12 protein-coding genes are annotated in these 17358 nt (G+C 47.3%); 11 read left to right on the plus strand and 1 reads right to left on the minus strand.

The features are described from left to right. Positions 1-50: 50 nt before the first annotated feature. The 7 genes from I2494_RS08785 (at position 51) to glmS (ending at position 11084) form a co-directional block, all read left to right on the plus strand. Entirely contained in the window at positions 51-1061 is a 1011-nt protein-coding gene (locus tag I2494_RS08785; RefSeq protein WP_228350901.1) for an acyl-CoA reductase, read from the plus strand. Further along, a complete protein-coding gene (locus tag I2494_RS08790; protein ID WP_218468319.1) occupies positions 1058-2086 on the plus strand; it encodes an NAD-dependent epimerase/dehydratase family protein in 1029 nt (342 codons plus the stop codon). Before I2494_RS08785 ends, I2494_RS08790 begins: the two co-directional genes overlap by 4 nt. 10 nt (positions 2087-2096) lie before the next feature. Next, positions 2097-4328, plus strand: coding sequence for a penicillin acylase family protein (locus I2494_RS08795; RefSeq protein WP_218468320.1), 2232 nt, complete (start codon positions 2097-2099; stop codon positions 4326-4328). A gap of 76 nt (positions 4329-4404) precedes the next feature. Beyond that, positions 4405-5823 (plus strand): AmmeMemoRadiSam system radical SAM enzyme, encoded by a 1419-nt coding sequence (gene amrS / locus I2494_RS08800; protein ID WP_218468321.1) that lies wholly within the window; start codon positions 4405-4407, stop codon positions 5821-5823. 1 nt (position 5824) lies between these two features. Beyond that, positions 5825-7081, plus strand: coding sequence for a lipase/acyltransferase domain-containing protein (locus tag I2494_RS08805; RefSeq protein WP_218468322.1), 1257 nt, complete (start codon positions 5825-5827; stop codon positions 7079-7081). 585 nt (positions 7082-7666) lie between these two features. Then, entirely contained in the window at positions 7667-9037 is a 1371-nt protein-coding gene (glmU, locus tag I2494_RS08810; protein WP_218468323.1) for a bifunctional UDP-N-acetylglucosamine diphosphorylase/glucosamine-1-phosphate N-acetyltransferase GlmU, read from the plus strand. Positions 9038-9248: 211 nt separating this feature from the next. Beyond that, a complete protein-coding gene (glmS, locus tag I2494_RS08815) occupies positions 9249-11084 on the plus strand; it encodes a glutamine--fructose-6-phosphate transaminase (isomerizing) (protein ID WP_218468324.1) in 1836 nt (611 codons plus the stop codon). A gap of 170 nt (positions 11085-11254) precedes the next feature. On the opposite strand, the gene I2494_RS08820 is transcribed toward glmS, so the two are convergent. Then, on the minus strand, positions 11255-13273 hold the full coding sequence (locus tag I2494_RS08820; RefSeq protein ID WP_218468325.1) for an alpha-amylase: 2019 nt from the start codon (positions 13271-13273) through the stop codon (positions 11255-11257). Between the two features lie 333 nt (positions 13274-13606). Between I2494_RS08820 and pstS the strand changes: the two genes are divergently transcribed. The 4 genes from pstS to pstB all read left to right on the plus strand — a co-directional run bounded on the left by pstS (position 13607) and on the right by pstB (position 17350). Next, on the plus strand, positions 13607-14647 hold the full coding sequence (gene pstS, locus I2494_RS08825; RefSeq protein ID WP_218468326.1) for a phosphate ABC transporter substrate-binding protein PstS: 1041 nt from the start codon (positions 13607-13609) through the stop codon (positions 14645-14647). 62 nt (positions 14648-14709) lie between these two features. Continuing rightward, complete coding sequence (pstC, locus tag I2494_RS08830; RefSeq protein ID WP_218468327.1) at positions 14710-15666, plus strand: phosphate ABC transporter permease PstC; 957 nt, start codon at positions 14710-14712, stop codon at positions 15664-15666. Between the two features lies 1 nt (position 15667). Next, positions 15668-16555: a phosphate ABC transporter permease PstA gene (pstA, locus tag I2494_RS08835; RefSeq protein WP_130593453.1), complete on the plus strand. Its 888-nt coding sequence runs from the start codon at positions 15668-15670 to the stop codon at positions 16553-16555. 12 nt (positions 16556-16567) lie between these two features. Continuing rightward, entirely contained in the window at positions 16568-17350 is a 783-nt protein-coding gene (gene pstB / locus I2494_RS08840; RefSeq protein WP_130593452.1) for a phosphate ABC transporter ATP-binding protein PstB, read from the plus strand. Positions 17351-17358: the final 8 nt, after the last annotated feature.

A 17358-nucleotide genomic window follows, 5' to 3' on the forward strand; every position in this document is an offset into this window, starting at 1 on the left:
AAAGGTTGATAAAAACAAGAGCGTGGATTGCCAGCTGTATGCGGTCGAATATGCAATTTTCTTCCGATCCGGCCACCCAGCAATTTTGCCAGTCCCGACTTCATTTGTGGTGTTCAACCGATTTGCCGGAACAGAAAATGGAGCGCGAGCTGGCGGGAAGAAACTGGCGTCCACCTGGTCGGTTACTGTTGGTGATTTCTGAAAAAGACCCTTTGGGTACGCTGGAGGGTTTTTTAGCGGCTTATCTGATTGGTAGCCGTATGAGAATCAAAGCCCGGCACTCACGAGGCTGGCTGGAGTCTTTACGTCAGGCTTTAGACTTATCAGATGATGAATGCCAAATCAGCGACTGGCAAAGCCATCAGCAAAGTGATGAGCAGCTATTACAGGGAATTGATACTATTTTACTGGCAGGTGGCGAAGCGTTAATCCAGCATTATCGAAAGATAACGCCTGCACATATTCGTTTAATTGAACTTGGCCCAAAAATTAGTGGGATGGCAATATTGGGCCATCAGTTACCGCCGGTAGAAAAAATTCTGACAGATGTTTGTCTGTTTCTGCAGCAAGTATGTAGTTCACCCCGCTTTATTTTGTTGGATAGTGAGCAGGCTGCCGAACAGTTATACCCGCAATTACAGAATGCTTTAGATAGCCTGCCCCGTCTGGAGGAAGATGAGCGAATTGCTCAGTTAGCTAAAGCTCGTGAGCTGGCGATGTATCAAAAGCTGACACCGGGCTGGGGCAAAATTGATTACAGTGAATTCAGCGGCTGGGGAGTTACCCTGAGTCGTCAATTTTCCCCTGATTTATGGCTACCTAAAGGCTTTCAGCTTATTTTGTCTCCTGTAGATATCAGCCTGTCCAATGCAAAATCACGCTGGCCAGGTCGCCTGCAAACGTTAGGGTATTGGGGAGATATTTCAGACTTTCAGCACAGTGGTTTTACCCGCTATTGCCCGATAGGGCGTATGCATGACCGCTCGTTGCTGGCCCCCCATGACGGATTTTTTATTCTGCAATCATTGGTCTCTTTTATCGACAAGGACGATTATTCATGATGAACAGGCCACGCATTTTTATTACTGGCGGAACCGGATTTATTGGTTCTCATCTGCTATCAAAACTGTATCAACAGGGTTATGCGCTGACCGTTTTAGTTCGGTCACCGTCATGGCAGAAAATACCCGGTCGTCCTGCGTTGCCGCCAGAAACTACGTTAATTACCGGTGATTTATCCCGGCCGGAAAGCTACCGGAGTGCGTTAAAAGGTCATCAGGCATTGATTCATATGGCTGCGGATTATCGGGTTGGTTTACCTACCTCTTCCTCTGCTCGTCGGGCAATGTACCACACCAATGTAACAGCAACGCTGGATCTGTTTGATGCTGCACAGCTGGCTTCTATTCCACAAATGATTTACATGAGTACGACGGCAGCATTAGGGGAGACTCAGGGAAGCTATCCGGATGAAACTCACCAGCATAATGGCGTTTTTCGCTGCTATTACGAAGAAACCAAACAAATTGCCCATTACTTTTTGCAGCAAAAACAGCAGCAAGGCTTACCGGTTAATATTGCTATTCCCGGCGGGGTTTTTGGCCCGGGAGATAACAGTGTATTAAGCCAAACCATTCGTGCTTTTTTTCGCGATAAGATCCCGTTTCAAATCGCTACCACCAGCCGTTTTCAACTTTGTCATGTGGATCATCTTTGTGATGGATTGATTCAGTTACTTAACCCGGATATTCAGCGGCAAAATTTCCTGTTTACCGGAAAGGATTTCTCAATGCCGATGTTGTTTACGCGAATGGCGGAAATTGGTAAACGCAAAATCCCACCTTTTAAATCAGCATCCTCTTTAAGTGCCCTGGCCTGGCTGATGGATAAAGTTTCCTCTCTGGGGCCTCAAATGCCCCTTTCACAGGAGGCCTTACGCATTATGGATGGCAGCACTTATATGTATTGCTCTGATAAAGCTAAACGCCAGCTTAACTGGTCTGAAGGGGATACCGTTCAGGAGTTAACCGCGTTTATACAGACACTGGCTGATGAAGTTTCGGCGGAAAACAGGTCGACAAAATAAGGGATAAATAATGAAGACCACCCAATTAAAAAGCCCCAGGGGGGACGTCAGGGTAATGCTGGAAAATCCACAGCAGCTGACGGTTCAGGGAAGTAGCGATAAAGCGGTGTTTTTTGGTCAGGGTTATGGCGCAGCGCGTTTGCGCCTGTGGCAATTGGATCTTTCCCGTCGGGTAGCCACAGGAACACTGTCAGAAATTATGGGCAATGGCGCGCTAAGAACCGATATTTTCCAACGTCGTCTGGGGCTGGTTTCACTGGCACAACAGGCAGAATCAATTGATGCCGGTGCAGAACCTTCATCCTGGCAAGGCCAGCAGTATCAACATATTCAGGCCTATGTGGCAGGTATTAATCAGGCTCTGGTGGATATGAAACTCTTGCCGGTTGAGTGCCTGTTGCTACGCTATCGTCCGGCTTCTTTTCAGGTCAGGGATGCCTATTTACTGGCTCAGTTAAAGTATTTCATTAATTCAGCCTGGCAATATGAGCTGTTTCATACCCGCTTATCTGGTCGCTTAACGCCCCAACAGCATAAGCAATTGCTCACTACTGTAAGTCAGGAAGGAAACCCAATACCGCCATTACCTTTGAATGAAGAGGGTGAGCGCCTTGCTGAAGTCGAAGAGGCACTAAGAGATGGCCTGCTGGGTATGCAGCATTTGGGGCTTGCTTCACCGGATACCGGATCGAATGTTATCGCGATTGGTGGGCAACGTACGGTTTCAGGCAAGCCTATATTAGCGGCTGACCCACATATGGGGCACGTCAATCCCGGTTATAACCTGATGTGCAAACTGGAAAGCGATGAAGGGTTATATGTCATCGGCTCTCACTTTCCCGGTGTGCCGGGCATTATCGTCGGCCGTAATCACCATGCTGCCTGGGGTATGGTAGGTATCATGGCGGATAATCAGGATCTGTTCTGGGGCAAAATTAATCTGGCAGAAGAAAAAGTCGAAACCACAGAGGGTTGGGTGCCACTCAAGCGGGAAAATCAAACCATTCAGTGTAAATCGGGTAAAACTCATGAGTTTACCGCTTACGGTTTTTCTCAGGGCCGATTGCTATCAGAAAAAGGAGATTATGGCCTGTTTTTGCGCTGGCCATCTCTTGACCACCCGGAAGGTGATATTAGCTTTTATTCTCTGGCAAAATGCCATAATTGGGAAACATTCCGTTCCAGTCTGGCTCATGTGCATAATTCACCCATGATGGTGGGATATGCGGATATTCATGGCGATATTGGTTTACAAACCATGGGATTTATCCCTAAACGGAAAACTGAGATTGGCAGTTTAATCCTTAATCTTACCAACCCGGACCATCAGTGGCAGGGATATGTTCCCTATGAAGCGTTACCGTTTCAATATAATCCGCCGGAAGGCTATGCGGTTTATGCCAATCAATACAGTGAAGCGCTATTTAGCGGTAAATGTGCCTTATCAAACCGCTGGCATCCACCAAGTCGCGCATTGCGCGTCAGTGAACTAATTGAACAAACGCGCCAACACGATCTTAATACGCTGCAAACCATTCAGGACGACAAAATTGATGTGTTTGCCCGGCGTGCTTTAACGGTATTACTTCCCCATCTGTCTGTTTCTACCCCTCTATCTGACTGGGATGGCGATACCCAAGAGATAGCGCAGTCACAGCTGTTTGATAGTTGGATGCAGCATCTGGCGGACAAACTATTACGTAAAGTGCTTAAGCGCGGTTCACGAGCGTTGTACTCCGATTTTTGGCCAGGCTGCCGCTGGAATATGCTGACCATTTTGCAATATCACTTAACTGACTGGGGTCATGAAGCGGCTTCAGCCAGCCAGTTGGTTCAGGATGCCTATTACAGTGCACTGGCTGCCACCCAACATGCTGCCGTTCCGGAGGTGGAATTCCAGCATAGTATTAAACGCCCTGCATGGCTGAGGAACTTACTGACCGGTCGTTATCCCTATCAGGGTGGAAACCGGGAAACGATACATGCGACTCGTCAAAATACCGATTTTCTGACCCAGTCTCAAACCGGGACTGAGGGGCCGGTAAAAAGTAAACCCTATACCTTCGGGCCGGGATTCAAACTGCTGTGTGACTTAAGCGATCAGGGAGAGGTACGTTACATGATGAATACACCAGCAAAAGGAAGCCCCTTCTTCTGGCAATTGGCACCAACACTACAACGCTGGCAACAAGGGCAGCGCTGGTCAATGTCGGTATCAGATAGAAAAAATAATTCTAAATAACATCATTAATTACAGAGCAATAGAGTATCCGGTAACTGTTTAGCCGGTATGTCGTGTCAATCAGAGGGATTATTGTATGGCTGGTTTAAAAGAGTGGCAAAAAAGTGGGCACCCTGCCCGTTTATGGCGGCCTTTGCCAGAAAATCGAGTGCAGTGTGAACTGTGCCCGAGGGAATGCAAAATTAGCGAAGGGCGATCGGGAACCTGCCGTATGCGCCGTAATGAAAATGGTTCATTGGTCACGCTTAACTATGGTAAGTCAGTACCCATGACTCAGGAGTGCATTGAGACCGAAGCGGTTTATCACTATGCGCCGGGAGAGCAGATTCTTTCATTGGGCAATATTGGTTGTATGCTGCGCTGTGATTTCTGCCAAAACTGGACTACCAGTCAGGCACGTTACGTACAGGATAGCCACGTGATGTACTACAGCCCGGAAGATGTGGTTAATTATGCCCTTAAGCATAATATCAAAGTACTTTCATGGACTTATAACGATCCTATTGTCTGGCACGAGTTTGTGATGGATACCGCCAGACTGGCGCGTCAACATGGGTTAAAAAATCTGTATAAGAGTGCCTTCTATATTGGTGAAAAAGGTATTGATGAACTGCTGGAAGTGATGGATATCTTCAGTATTTCTCTTAAATCAATGCAGGATAGTTTTTACCGTAAACATACCGCCGGTCGTCTACAGCCAATACTGGATGGTATTAAGCAGGTTTATGCAGCAAGACAGGGAGGTAATGGCCCTCATCTGGAGGTTTCCAACCTGTGTGTTACCGGACGAAATGACAATTTAACGGAAAGCCGCAAGGTCTCTGACTGGATGTTAAATAATCTGGATGCAGAAATTCCTCTCCATTATGTGCGCTTCCACCCGGATTTTCGCTATACCCAGGTTGAACGTACTTCAGTATCTTTCCTTGAGCAGGTTCGTCTTCAGGCAATGGCTGACGGTATGCGTTATGTTTATTTGGGTAATGCCTACAATACCACCAGCACTAACTCTTACTGCCCGGACTGTCAGGCTTTATGGGTTCAACGCAATGGTTTGATTGCCCGTTCGTTTCTGCAAAATGGCTGCTGCCCTCAGTGTGGAAAAACTTCACCGATCCAGCTTCCATGGAAAGATTCTGTGTCTGAATCGGTTACTTATCAAATTACGGAAAACTTTGTTAACACCACTCACATGTTCCGTGGGCCAATACAGGCTTGTCACGTAGAACAGCAACAAGAGTCGGCACTGTTTTATCAGTTTATTTCAGCATCCGGCCAACCGGTGGGAGAAATTGGTACTAACGGCTGTATTCGCTTTATGTTGTCTAAAAGCGATGAAAGAGCGGAAGGAATTCGTCTTTATCATCCGGCAGAAAACAAATTACAGGTATTTGAAGTGTACGATCGGGCACACTTCCCGGTTACCGGTGCTGAACAAACTCACCTTGCCAGCGAAGATGTCCCATTAAACTTTTTACCCATTCGGGGGCGCTGATATGCCGCTAAATTGGGGATACTCTTATGCCCGGTCGCAGTCTATTGCTTATCAGCTACGGAAGGCCGGACTTGGTGGCGAAGTAAAAAACTTGCCGGTGATTTATCTGTCCGGCATTTTAGGTTCAAAACTGTATGACCGTCAGGAACAGGCACAGATTTGGGGTGATTATCGTGGAGTCTTTTTCCATAAACCACATTATGCCGGTTATGAATATGAGGACAGTGAAGCCCATCGCACCAGAGTATTTGCTAATGAACATCTGCATGAGTTCACTATTGTTCCGGGGTTGGTGCATACCCTGGTTACCGCGGAGCTAAAGCAGGTGTTACAGGCTGGATTGGGCTATAAAGAGGGGCAGGATCTGTTCTTTATAGCTCATGACTGGCGTGCTGACCTTTGCTCACTGGCCGAGCGGCTGGATGCGGAGTTTGCACGGTTAAGAGCACGATTTGGTGACGATCAGAAAATTATCCTGATGGGACAATCGATAGCTAATCTGGCTATTCGTTACTGGCTGCGAACGACCACCAGTGAAAACCGCGAGATGATAGCTAAATGGTATGCTTTTGGGCCGCCATGGCAGGGGACTTTTCATGCACTATCAATGATGGAGACCGGTTATTATCCGGGAACCCGCCTGTTCCATGGTTTTTCTGCCGACGATGTTACCAGTTACCCCAGCGCCTATCAGTTGTTGCCTTCCCGGCCAACGGTTGTGGATATTCAGGGTAAGCCTTTAACCGATTTTGATATTTATAGCACTGAATGCTGGCAGGAATACCGCATGGGGCCTTATCGGGCATCGGGGGTTGATATCTCTCCCGTTTGTCAGCGTGCCAGAGAACAACTTGGTCAAAACTTGAAAAAAGCCCGCGAACTGGCGGCCAGCATTGAAGGATTTTCAACGCTGGAGCAAGCGATTCCTCAGGTATGGTTCTTAAGCGATAACAATACGGCAGTAAAAGCCGCCGTCTATGATGGTCATCGCTGGTACTTTGAAACCAAAACTATTCAGCGTGATATCCCACAGCTGGCTTCACAAGTGCTGGAACAGGGAGACGATCACCTGCCATTAAGCGGTTTATTGTCTCAACGTTGCGGGCCTGTTATCCGTGATGCCCATCATCAACCCTGGGGTGAGAGTTTTGTCTATATCAGCAAAGCCAGAACCCATCGGGCATTAATCAACCATACGCCAAACTTACGGTCTTTAGCGTTTGATTTAGCGGTAGAAAGAGAAAAATATCAGGGGTAATAACACATACCGCTCAATAGTTAATCAGAGGGAGACCTTTCCGTTGGGGTCGACTTGGTGTAAGCCAACGACAAACAGGCAAAGCCTGTTTGAACAGCGCTTGCGCTGGCCCGAAGGGTGAAACACCGCAAGGTGTTTCATAACTGACCCCAGGAAGGGTAGGCTCGATGCGCACTAAATCTAAGGATATGGCTCTTCCGGCCGAGCACAATAATTATATTCTCTCAGTTTTACGGCCGGAATATCCACTAAAATTAAAATAGACATGTTTGCCTGCCCCACTCATACACCCCTGTTACTTTAACGATAATCGACTAATTCACTCTTTTCTTCACTTTTTAACCATCTTGATACGCGTTGAAAAAAAAGTGGTTTATCGCGAGTAGTAACGCGTTATTATTCACTCATATCGGCCGAAAATCTGTCTCCGAATGCCGACAGTTTTTCAGCTATTTTATGGTAAAGCTGTGTTTTTCATCAACCCTTGTGCCACAAGGCTTGTCGGCATTTTTTGATGAAAAATAAGTAGCATTTTTGTTACTAAACAGGTTTACTTTCGCCAATCAATTTTTTAGCAGGTTGTTTATGTCAATGTCTCAACTTAGCGTAGCGATTCTTGCCGCCGGCAAGGGTACGCGTATGTATTCAGATCTTCCAAAGGTACTGCATCTTTTAGCCGGTAAGCCAATGGTGCAGCATGTCATTGATACCGCGTCTAAACTGGGTGCCCAACAGGTTCATTTGGTTTACGGACACGGTGGAGACCTGCTAAAGAAAACGCTGTCCGATCAGCCAATTAACTGGGTATTACAGGCAGAACAGTTGGGTACAGGTCATGCTATGCAGCAGGCTGCGCCTTATTTCGCCGATGATGAAAATATCCTGATGCTATATGGCGATGTGCCACTTATTTCAGAAGATACCCTGCGTCGTTTAGTGGCTGCCAAGCCGGTTGGCGGCATTGGTCTGCTGACCGTTAAGCTGGATGACCCTACCGGATATGGCCGTATAGTCCGTAAAGATGGTCAGGTAGTGAGTATTGTTGAACACAAAGATGCCAGCGAAGAGCAGCATAAAATCAATGAGATAAACACCGGTATTCTGGTTGCCAGCGGTAAAGATTTAAAGCGTTGGTTAGGCAAACTGAATAATAATAATGCACAGGGCGAATATTACATCACCGATGTAATCGCACTGGCATATGAAGAAGGCAACCGTATTGAAGCGGTACACCCTTCTCGCCTGAGTGAAGTTGAAGGGGTAAACAACCGCCTGCAACTGTCTCGTCTGGAACGCGTCTATCAGGCAGAACAGGCAGATCGCTTACTGTTGGCTGGTGTGATGCTAAACGACCCTTCTCGTTTTGATTTACGCGGTGAACTGATTCACGGCCGTGATGTGGTTATTGATACTAACGTCATTATTGAAGGCCGCGTAGTGCTTGGGGATCGAGTACGTATTGAAAGCGGCTGTGTGCTGAAAAACTGCGTTATTGGTAATGACAGTGTGATAAGCCCTTATAGCGTCATTGAAGATTCTGAGATGGGCATTGGCTGTACTGTGGGGCCATTCGCTCGCTTACGCCCTGGAGCACAGCTTGAAGATGAAGCCCACGTGGGTAACTTCGTGGAGATGAAAAAAGCGCGTTTGGGTAAAGGCTCTAAAGCTGGTCATCTCTCTTATCTTGGGGATGCGGATATTGGCGATCGGGTTAATATCGGTGCCGGTACTATTACCTGTAACTATGATGGTGCAAATAAGTTTAAAACCATTATTGGTGATGATGTGTTTGTTGGATCTGATACCCAACTGGTTGCACCGGTTACGGTTGCTAAAGGTGCCACCATTGGTGCCGGTACCACTGTTACTCAGGACGTAGGTGAAAATGAGCTGGTGATTAGCCGGGTCAGACAACGTCAAATTTCTGGTTGGAAGAGACCAGAGAAAAAGAAATAACTCAATAAGTCATGGAGCGGTGTTTAACACCGCTCCATAGCCATCAACTGTTTTGCTATGGTTTTTTGATGCAGTAACCAGAAAGACGATAGCAAAACATAATAATCCCCAACTCTACAGGCTCGGGGAGGCCGGAAAAACCGGCAACAAAAAGGTCAAGGGCATCGCAGAACCCGGATATCCTCCGGTTCTTAAATCAGGAATATAAACGATGTGTGGAATTGTTGGTGCAGTAGCACAACGAGATGTAGCAGAAATATTGTTAGAAGGTTTACGTCGTCTGGAATACCGCGGGTATGATTCTGCGGGTCTGGCGGTTATTGATGAAGCCCACAACTTACAGCGCGTTCGCCGTTTGGGTAAAGTGAAAATGCTGAGTGACGCCGTGGAAGAATATCCACTGTCTGGCGGTACCGGTATTGCACATACCCGCTGGGCTACTCATGGTGAGCCTTCAGAAACTAACGCACACCCTCACGAATCTGGTTTTATTGCCGTAGTACATAACGGTATTATTGAAAACTATGAGCCTCTGCGTGATGAGCTGAGAGCTAAAGGTTATGTCTTTACTTCTGAGACAGATACCGAAGTTATTGCCCATTTGGTGCATGAAGAGCTGAAAAACAACAGTGAACTCAGCCTGCTGGAGGCGGTACAACGCGTACTGAAAGTACTGCGCGGTGCTTACGGCACGGTGATTATCGATCGTCGTAATCCGGATGTTCTGGTTGCCGCCCGTTCAGGCAGCCCAATGGTGATTGGCTTAGGTTTGGGGGAAAACTTCATTGCCTCTGACCAGTTAGCGTTGCTGCCAGTTACCCGTCGCTTTATCTATATGGAAGAGGGCGATGTTGCAGAAGTTACCCGTCGTTCCGTAACCATCTTTGATAAAGCGGGAACGCTGGTGGATCGTCCATCCATTGAATCAACCAGTCAATATGATGCCGGTGATAAAGGTATTTACCGTCATTACATGCAAAAAGAGATTTACGAACAACCGCTGGCCATTAAAAACACCCTTGAAGGGCGTATCAGCCACGGTCTGGTCAATCTGGAAGAGCTTGGCCCGTCAGCGACTGCGCTGTTAGAAAAGGTTGAGCATATTCAAATCGTTGCCTGTGGTACCTCTTACCATTCAGGGATGGTTGCTCGCTACTGGTTTGAAGCCATTGCCGGCGTACCTTGTGATATCGAAATCGCTTCAGAATTCCGCTATCGCAAACCGGCTGTGCGTAAAGGCAGCTTGCTGCTGACGTTGTCCCAGTCCGGTGAAACTGCCGATTCTCTGGCCGCGTTACGCTTGTCAAAAGAGCTGGGTTATCTCGGTTCTCTGGCTATTTGTAACGTTAGCGGTTCATCACTGGTTCGTGAATCAGATATTGCACTGATGACCCGTGCAGGTGCTGAAATTGGCGTTGCTTCAACCAAAGCCTTCACCACCCAGTTAACCGTATTATTGATGCTGGTTGCCCGTTTAGGTCGTCTACACGGTATGTCAGAAAATGCCGAGCGCGATATCGTTCATGCTCTGCAGGCGCTGCCTAACCGTATCGATCAGCTTCTGTCTCTGGACAAAGCTATTGAAACGCTGGCAGAAGGTTTCTCAGAGAAGCACCATGCCCTGTTCCTTGGTCGTGGCGATCAGTACCCAATCGCAATGGAAGGCGCACTGAAGCTGAAAGAGATCTCTTATATCCATGCGGAAGCTTATGCAGCGGGTGAGTTAAAACACGGCCCTCTGGCGCTGATTGATGCGGATATGCCGGTGATTGTGGTTGCACCTAATAACGAACTGCTGGAAAAACTGAAGTCGAACATTGAAGAGGTTCGTGCTCGTGGTGGTCAGCTGTATGTGTTTGCGGCAGAAGATGCCGGATTCAGTGATACAGAAGGCATGACCATTATTCCACTGCCATATGTGGAAGAGCTGGTGGCGCCAATTTTCTATACTATTCCGCTACAGTTACTCTCTTATCACGTTGCGTTGATAAAAGGGACTGACGTTGACCAGCCACGAAATCTGGCGAAGTCGGTGACCGTGGAGTAATCCACATCACATTGAGATAGTTCACTGTGAGCGGACAATAACGTTCTAAACTGAATGAATCCGGTTATGCTGTTTAAAAAGCATACCGGATTTTTTTTATGGCTAAATCAACGCGATTGCTAAGTGAATAACAGAAAATGGACGACGTTGATTGCGCCATCCACTCTGAATTACTGGTTCCCCGCCCAGACAACCATCACTTTGTCGTCGGCATATTCACGACTAAAGGCGTAACCTTGTTTCATGTTCAACGTGTTTTGTTTACCCGCGCCGATTGCCGGATGACGAGCGCGGAATTGGCTGATTTTCTGCCAGTGAGAGAGTGTGGCAATATTTTGTCCCCAGTTCATGTCTGAACGTGTTCCCTGAAGTGGGTCGGAACCGGTCGGGCCAAACGGACGTTCCGTTTCATCACCGTAGAAAATTTGTATTGCACCCGGAGTCAGCAACAGTAATTCTGCCGCACGCTGGCCTCCTTCGCGGAACAATCGAGTATCATGGGAAGAAAGGTAGCTAAGAACGTTAAAATCCTGCAGTTTGGTCGCCATTTGCTGCCAGGTGATATCAATGTTCGCAAAGCAATCCACCGCTTTTGCCGCCTGCTCCTGATAATCAAAATTGATCATTGCGTCAAAGCCGCTGTTGTAATAGTCACTTTTCATCACGCCATGACCCCAGGCTTCTCCGGTCATCCAGAACGGTGCGTCATCCAACTTTTTATCTGGGTTGGTTTTTTTCCATTCAGCCAGTGCAGCAACAGACTGTGTTTTCAACTGCTGCCAGCTTATTTTTTCAACGTGTTTTGCGGTATCTACCCGGAAGCCGTCAATACCGTAATCCCGTACCCATTGGCTGAGCCAGTGAGTCAGATAATTTCGCACGGTGTAACCGGCCATTTCTTTGGCATGGGTATCGGGTTTATGACGGTAAAAAACGGGTAAGCCTGCAGGTTGTGTGTTTTCTGTTTTTAAATCTGGCAGGAAAGCCAATGACATGGTTAAGTCATCAAAACCTGGCGTGTCGTAATTGCCAATATCGGTACGAATCCAGTTTTTGCCCCACCAGTTTTGCCAGGCCGCATTGTCATTGAAGTTGATGTAATCATTAAAGGAGTGCCAACTTTGGCCCGGGCCGGGCTTCCAGTCAGTCCAGTGCTTGCCGAGTGTTTTAGTCAGCTCGTCGCCTTGAAGATACAGTGCACCAAACTGATACTCTTGCATGTCGGCAAGCGTTGCGTAACCAGTGTGGTTCATGACGATGTCGAACAAAATACGTATACCGCGTTTGTGGGCTTCATCCACCAATGTGCGCAACTCATCCTCAGTACCCATATTGGCATCGAGTGTTGTCCAGTCCATGGTGTAGTAGCCGTGGTAGGCATAATGCGGGAAATCCCCTTTTGTACCACCGCCAACCCAGCCGTGAATTTGTTCCAGCGGCGAGCTAATCCATAATACGTTCACACCCAATTGCTGTAGATAATCGAGTTTTTGCGTTAAACCAGCCAGGTCACCACCATGGAATGTGCCGATTTCTTGCATATCATCTTTATGGCGACCATAGTTGTTATCGTTTTTCGGATCGCCATTGACAAAACGGTCGGTCAGAACAAAGTAGACCGTTGCGTTATGCCTGTTAAACGTTGAAGCCTGCTGAGAGGTGGCGGGTTCCAGAAGTAACAGGCCATTGCTGCTCGCCGCCGGCATCAGGGTGATTTGGCCTTGTTTGACTGTTGCTGTTGAGCCGCTGTAGAAATCGCGTACTTCACTGCCTTCGGCGAAAGTTTTGCTGACGTCTATCGTTAGCGGTTTACCATCCCATTTCGGGCATTGGCGGGTAATATCAACGGGCGCTGTTTGCTCTTGGTGATTGACGCTCAGCGTCAGCGTCGGAGTACCGCTACGCGTGTCTATCTGTACGTGATAATCGCCTTCACGAAATATGCGCCAGGCAGAGGGTTCTCCTTCGCATGGTTTCATTGAAAGCGCCTGATTAAGCTTAATTGATTCTGCGGGCTGCCAGCATGCTTGTTCTGATTTGAGATTTAATGGCAGTGTGCCTTTTGCAAGCTTGGTTTTACTGACAAACAAGCCCGGGCTTTGCTCTTTAAATGCGGGTATTCCGGGTGCCGTCCAGGCGGCTTGAACCAGCCCGGGAAACAGCAGAAACAGCAGAGGTAGTTTTTTCATAAGGTTTATCCCCTGATTATCTTTTATTCAGTTTGGCATTGTTTTAATTAATTGAATTCCCCCCTAAAAGAAATAATAGAGGAGGAGATAATAGGGTGAGTGGCGGCGATACCTCTTGCTTTCGATGATAATTAAAACTCTCATTTATTCAGATCAGAGTAATAATTATATTTATTAAAAATATCATTAAGTTAAATCAAAAATTCCCACTGTCATAAAACTGTAACCTGATTGACATTATACTGTCACTAAACGGTCTTATCTTTGCGCTTGTACTCATCACCAGTCTGATTATTAACGATACAGAGCCAATAAATTCCTTTAGGAGGAATGATGAAACTGATACGTACAACGATTGCTTATAGTATTGCAACAGCCGTTTCTCTGACGACTCTGTCAGCATTTGCGGCAGAAAATATTACCGGTGCCGGCGCTACGTTTCCTGCACCTGTCTATGCCAAATGGGCGGACAGCTATCAAAAAGAGAGCGGTAATAACATCAACTATCAAGGGATTGGTTCATCCGGTGGCGTTAAGCAAATTAATGCTAATACGGTAGATTTTGGTGCGTCAGATGCTCCTCTGGATGATGAGAAGCTGGCTAAAGACGATTTGTTCCAGTTCCCAACCGTTATTGGTGGCGTGGTGCTGGCGGTGAATGTTCAGGGTATTAAATCAGGGGAATTAACGCTGGATGGAAAAACCCTGGGTGATATCTACCTGGGCACGGTGAAAAAGTGGAACGATCCGGCGATTGCTAAACTGAATCCGGGCGTCAAATTGCCAGAACAGGATATTGCGGTAGTACGTCGCGCCGATGGTTCCGGTACTTCCTTCGTGTTCACCAGCTATCTGGCAAAAGTGAATGCGAGCTGGAAAGATCAGGTTGGTGTTGGTTCTACCGTTAAATGGCCGGTAGGTTTAGGCGGTAAAGGCAATGATGGTATCGCAGCCTTTGTTCAGCGTTTACCGGGCTCTATTGGTTATGTGGAATATGCTTACGCCAAGCAAAATAATCTGGCCTACACCAAACTGATATCAGCAGATGGTGAGGCGGTAAGCCCAACTCAGCAATCGTTCAGTGCGGCGGCTAAAGGTATCGACTGGTCGAAATCCTTTGCTCAGGATCTGACTTTCCAGAAAGGTAAGGACGTCTGGCCGATTACTTCAACCACTTTTATTCTGGTACATAAAACTCAGAAAGATGCCAAACGTGGTGCAGAAGTACTGAAGTTCTTTGACTGGGGCTACAAAAAAGGCGGCTCTCTGGCAACTGAACTGGATTATGCCGTTTTGCCAGAGTCTGTGATTGAACAAGTTCGGGCAGCCTGGAAAACGCAGGTTAAAGATAGCAGCGGTAAAGCGATCTATTAATCATTCCTAACCGCCCTCTTCCGGTATATGGAAGGGGGCCGTAAATATGAAAGAGAGACTCAATGGCGGTACATAAGCCGGTAATGAAAGCGCCAGGAAAGCAGGGCGATATTATTTTCGGCGCGCTGGTTAAGCTGGCAGCGCTGATTACCCTTTTATTATTGGGCGGCATAATCATCTCTCTGATTATTGCTTCATGGCCCAGCATTCAAAAATTCGGTATTAGCTTCCTCTGGCATAAAGAGTGGGATGCGCCAGCCGATGAGTTTGGTGCCTTGGTGCCTATTTATGGCACCATCGTAACCTCGATTATTGCGCTACTGATTGCCGTGCCGGTAAGTTTTGGTATAGCACTGTTCCTGACTGAACTCTCACCTAAATGGTTAAAACGTCCGTTGGGTATTGCCATTGAACTGCTGGCTGCCATTCCCAGCATTGTTTACGGTATGTGGGGGCTGTTTATTTTCGCTCCGCTGTTTGCCGAATATTTCCAACAGCCGGTGGGGGATGTGGTCGCTAATATCCCTATCATCGGTACGCTGTTTTCTGGCCCGGCATTTGGTATCGGTATTTTGGCCGCCGGTATTATTCTGGCCATCATGGTTATTCCTTATATTGCCGCGGTAATGCGTGACGTGTTTGAACAAACGCCAACGCTGTTAAAAGAGTCCGCTTATGGCATCGGTTGTACCACCTGGGAAGTGATTCGCAATATCGTGCTGCCTTATACCAAAAACGGTGTAATTGGCGGCATTATGCTGGGTTTAGGCCGTGCCTTAGGGGAAACTATGGCGGTGACTTTCATTATTGGTAACACTTACCAGCTCGATAGCTTCTCCCTGTATATGCCGGGCAACAGTATTACTTCTGCGCTGGCTAATGAGTTTGCTGAGGCAGAATCCGGCCTACACACCGCGGCATTGATGGAGCTGGGATTAATCCTGTTTGTTATCACCTTTATTGTGCTGTCTTTGTCTAAGCTAATGATTCTCAGATTAAACAAGAATGAGGGGCGCTAAGATGACCACGATGGATAAATCTGAAATCGCCTCTTTTGATGCTGGCCGCAAACGTATGCAGGCGTGGCGCCGTCAAAAAAACCGTATCGCGTTATTAATTTCGATGATGGCCATGGCCTTTGGCCTGTTTTGGCTAATCTGGATTCTGTTTTCAACCATAACTAAAGGCATCGACGGTATGTCGATGGCGTTGTTCACCGAAATGACACCGCCACCGAATACGGCCGGCGGTGGATTAGCTAACGCCCTTGCCGGTAGCGGTCTGTTGATTTTATGGGCAACGGTGATTGGCACCCCGTTGGGGATTCTGGCGGGTATTTATCTGGCGGAATACGGTCGTAAATCAATCTTCGCTTCCATTGTGCGCTTTATTAACGACATTTTGCTGTCGGCACCTTCCATTGTGGTAGGGCTGTTTGTTTACACCATTGTGGTAACGCAGATGGAGCGTTTTTCCGGTTGGGCTGGTGTCATTGCGTTGGCGTTATTGCAGGTGCCAATCGTTATTCGCACAACAGAGAATATGTTACGTCTGGTGCCTGACAGTCTGAGAGAGGCGGCTTATGCACTGGGAACACCAAAGTGGAAGATTATTCTGTCTCTGACGCTAAAAGCCTCCCTGTCAGGTATTGTGACCGGTGTGCTGTTAGCCATTGCTCGTATTGCCGGAGAAACCGCCCCTTTGCTGTTTACCGCCTTGTCTAATCAGTTCTGGAGCCTTGACCTGAGCCATCCGATTGCCAACTTGCCGGTAACCATATTCAAATTTGCCATGAGCCCGTTTGCTGAATGGCAGCAGTTAGCCTGGGCTGGCGTATTGCTGATTACCCTGTGTGTATTGTTATTAAATATTCTGGCGCGCGTAGTTTTTGCCAGTAAAAAACACTAGAGAGACGACTTAATGAATCTGACGAGTGACAACAACTCAACCGAAAGCAAGATTCAGGTACGGGATCTGAATTTTTATTACGGCAAATTCCATGCGTTAAAGAATATCTCATTGGATATCGCCAAAAATCAGGTCACGGCATTTATTGGGCCATCCGGCTGTGGTAAATCAACCCTGCTGCGCACCTTCAATAAAATGTACCAGCTTTATCCGGAACAGAATGCCACCGGGCAAATTCTGTTAGATGGTCAAAACATCCTTGAAGATAATCAGGATGTGGCGTTGCTAAGAGCGAAAGTTGGTATGGTGTTCCAAAAGCCGACGCCATTCCCTATGTCGATTTATGACAATATCGCCTTTGGCGTGCGCCTGTTTGAGCGCCTGCCTCGTGCGGAGATGGATGAGCGAGTGCAGTGGGCATTAACCAAAGCAGCGCTGTGGGATGAAACCAAAAATAAATTGAATCAGAGTGGCTATAGCCTGTCTGGTGGTCAACAACAGCGTTTGTGTATTGCCCGCGGCATTGCCATTCGTCCGGAAGTGTTATTGCTGGATGAGCCCTGTTCGGCGCTCGATCCCATTTCCACGGGTCGCATTGAAGAGCTGATTAGCGAATTAAAATCTGAATATACCGTGGTGATCGTAACCCATAACATGCAACAGGCGGCTCGCTGTTCTGACCATACCGCATTTATGTATTTGGGTGAGCTGATTGAATATTCGAATACCGATATGCTGTTTACTGCACCGCAAAAGAAACAAACTGAAGACTACATTACTGGCCGCTATGGTTGATAACGGGG

It is taken from the genome of Limnobaculum allomyrinae (assembly GCF_016649425.1).
In the GTDB taxonomy this organism is placed as follows: domain Bacteria; phylum Pseudomonadota; class Gammaproteobacteria; order Enterobacterales; family Enterobacteriaceae; genus Limnobaculum; species Limnobaculum allomyrinae.

Coding starts and splice junctions, on each gene's coding strand:
- I2494_RS08790 (WP_218468319.1), top strand. CDS start 1,058: ATGATGAACAGGCCACGCATTTTTATTACTGGCGGAACCGGATTTATT.
- glmS (WP_218468324.1), top strand. CDS start 9,249: ATGTGTGGAATTGTTGGTGCAGTAGCACAACGAGATGTAGCAGAAATA.
- amrS (WP_218468321.1), top strand. CDS start 4,405: ATGGCTGGTTTAAAAGAGTGGCAAAAAAGTGGGCACCCTGCCCGTTTA.
- pstB (WP_130593452.1), top strand. CDS start 16,568: ATGAATCTGACGAGTGACAACAACTCAACCGAAAGCAAGATTCAGGTA.
- pstS (WP_218468326.1), top strand. CDS start 13,607: ATGAAACTGATACGTACAACGATTGCTTATAGTATTGCAACAGCCGTT.
- pstC (WP_218468327.1), top strand. CDS start 14,710: ATGGCGGTACATAAGCCGGTAATGAAAGCGCCAGGAAAGCAGGGCGAT.
- I2494_RS08820 (WP_218468325.1), bottom strand. CDS start 13,273: ATGAAAAAACTACCTCTGCTGTTTCTGCTGTTTCCCGGGCTGGTTCAA.
- I2494_RS08785 (WP_228350901.1), top strand. CDS start 51: ATGCAATTTTCTTCCGATCCGGCCACCCAGCAATTTTGCCAGTCCCGA.
- glmU (WP_218468323.1), top strand. CDS start 7,667: ATGTCAATGTCTCAACTTAGCGTAGCGATTCTTGCCGCCGGCAAGGGT.
- I2494_RS08795 (WP_218468320.1), top strand. CDS start 2,097: ATGAAGACCACCCAATTAAAAAGCCCCAGGGGGGACGTCAGGGTAATG.
- pstA (WP_130593453.1), top strand. CDS start 15,668: ATGACCACGATGGATAAATCTGAAATCGCCTCTTTTGATGCTGGCCGC.
- I2494_RS08805 (WP_218468322.1), top strand. CDS start 5,825: ATGCCGCTAAATTGGGGATACTCTTATGCCCGGTCGCAGTCTATTGCT.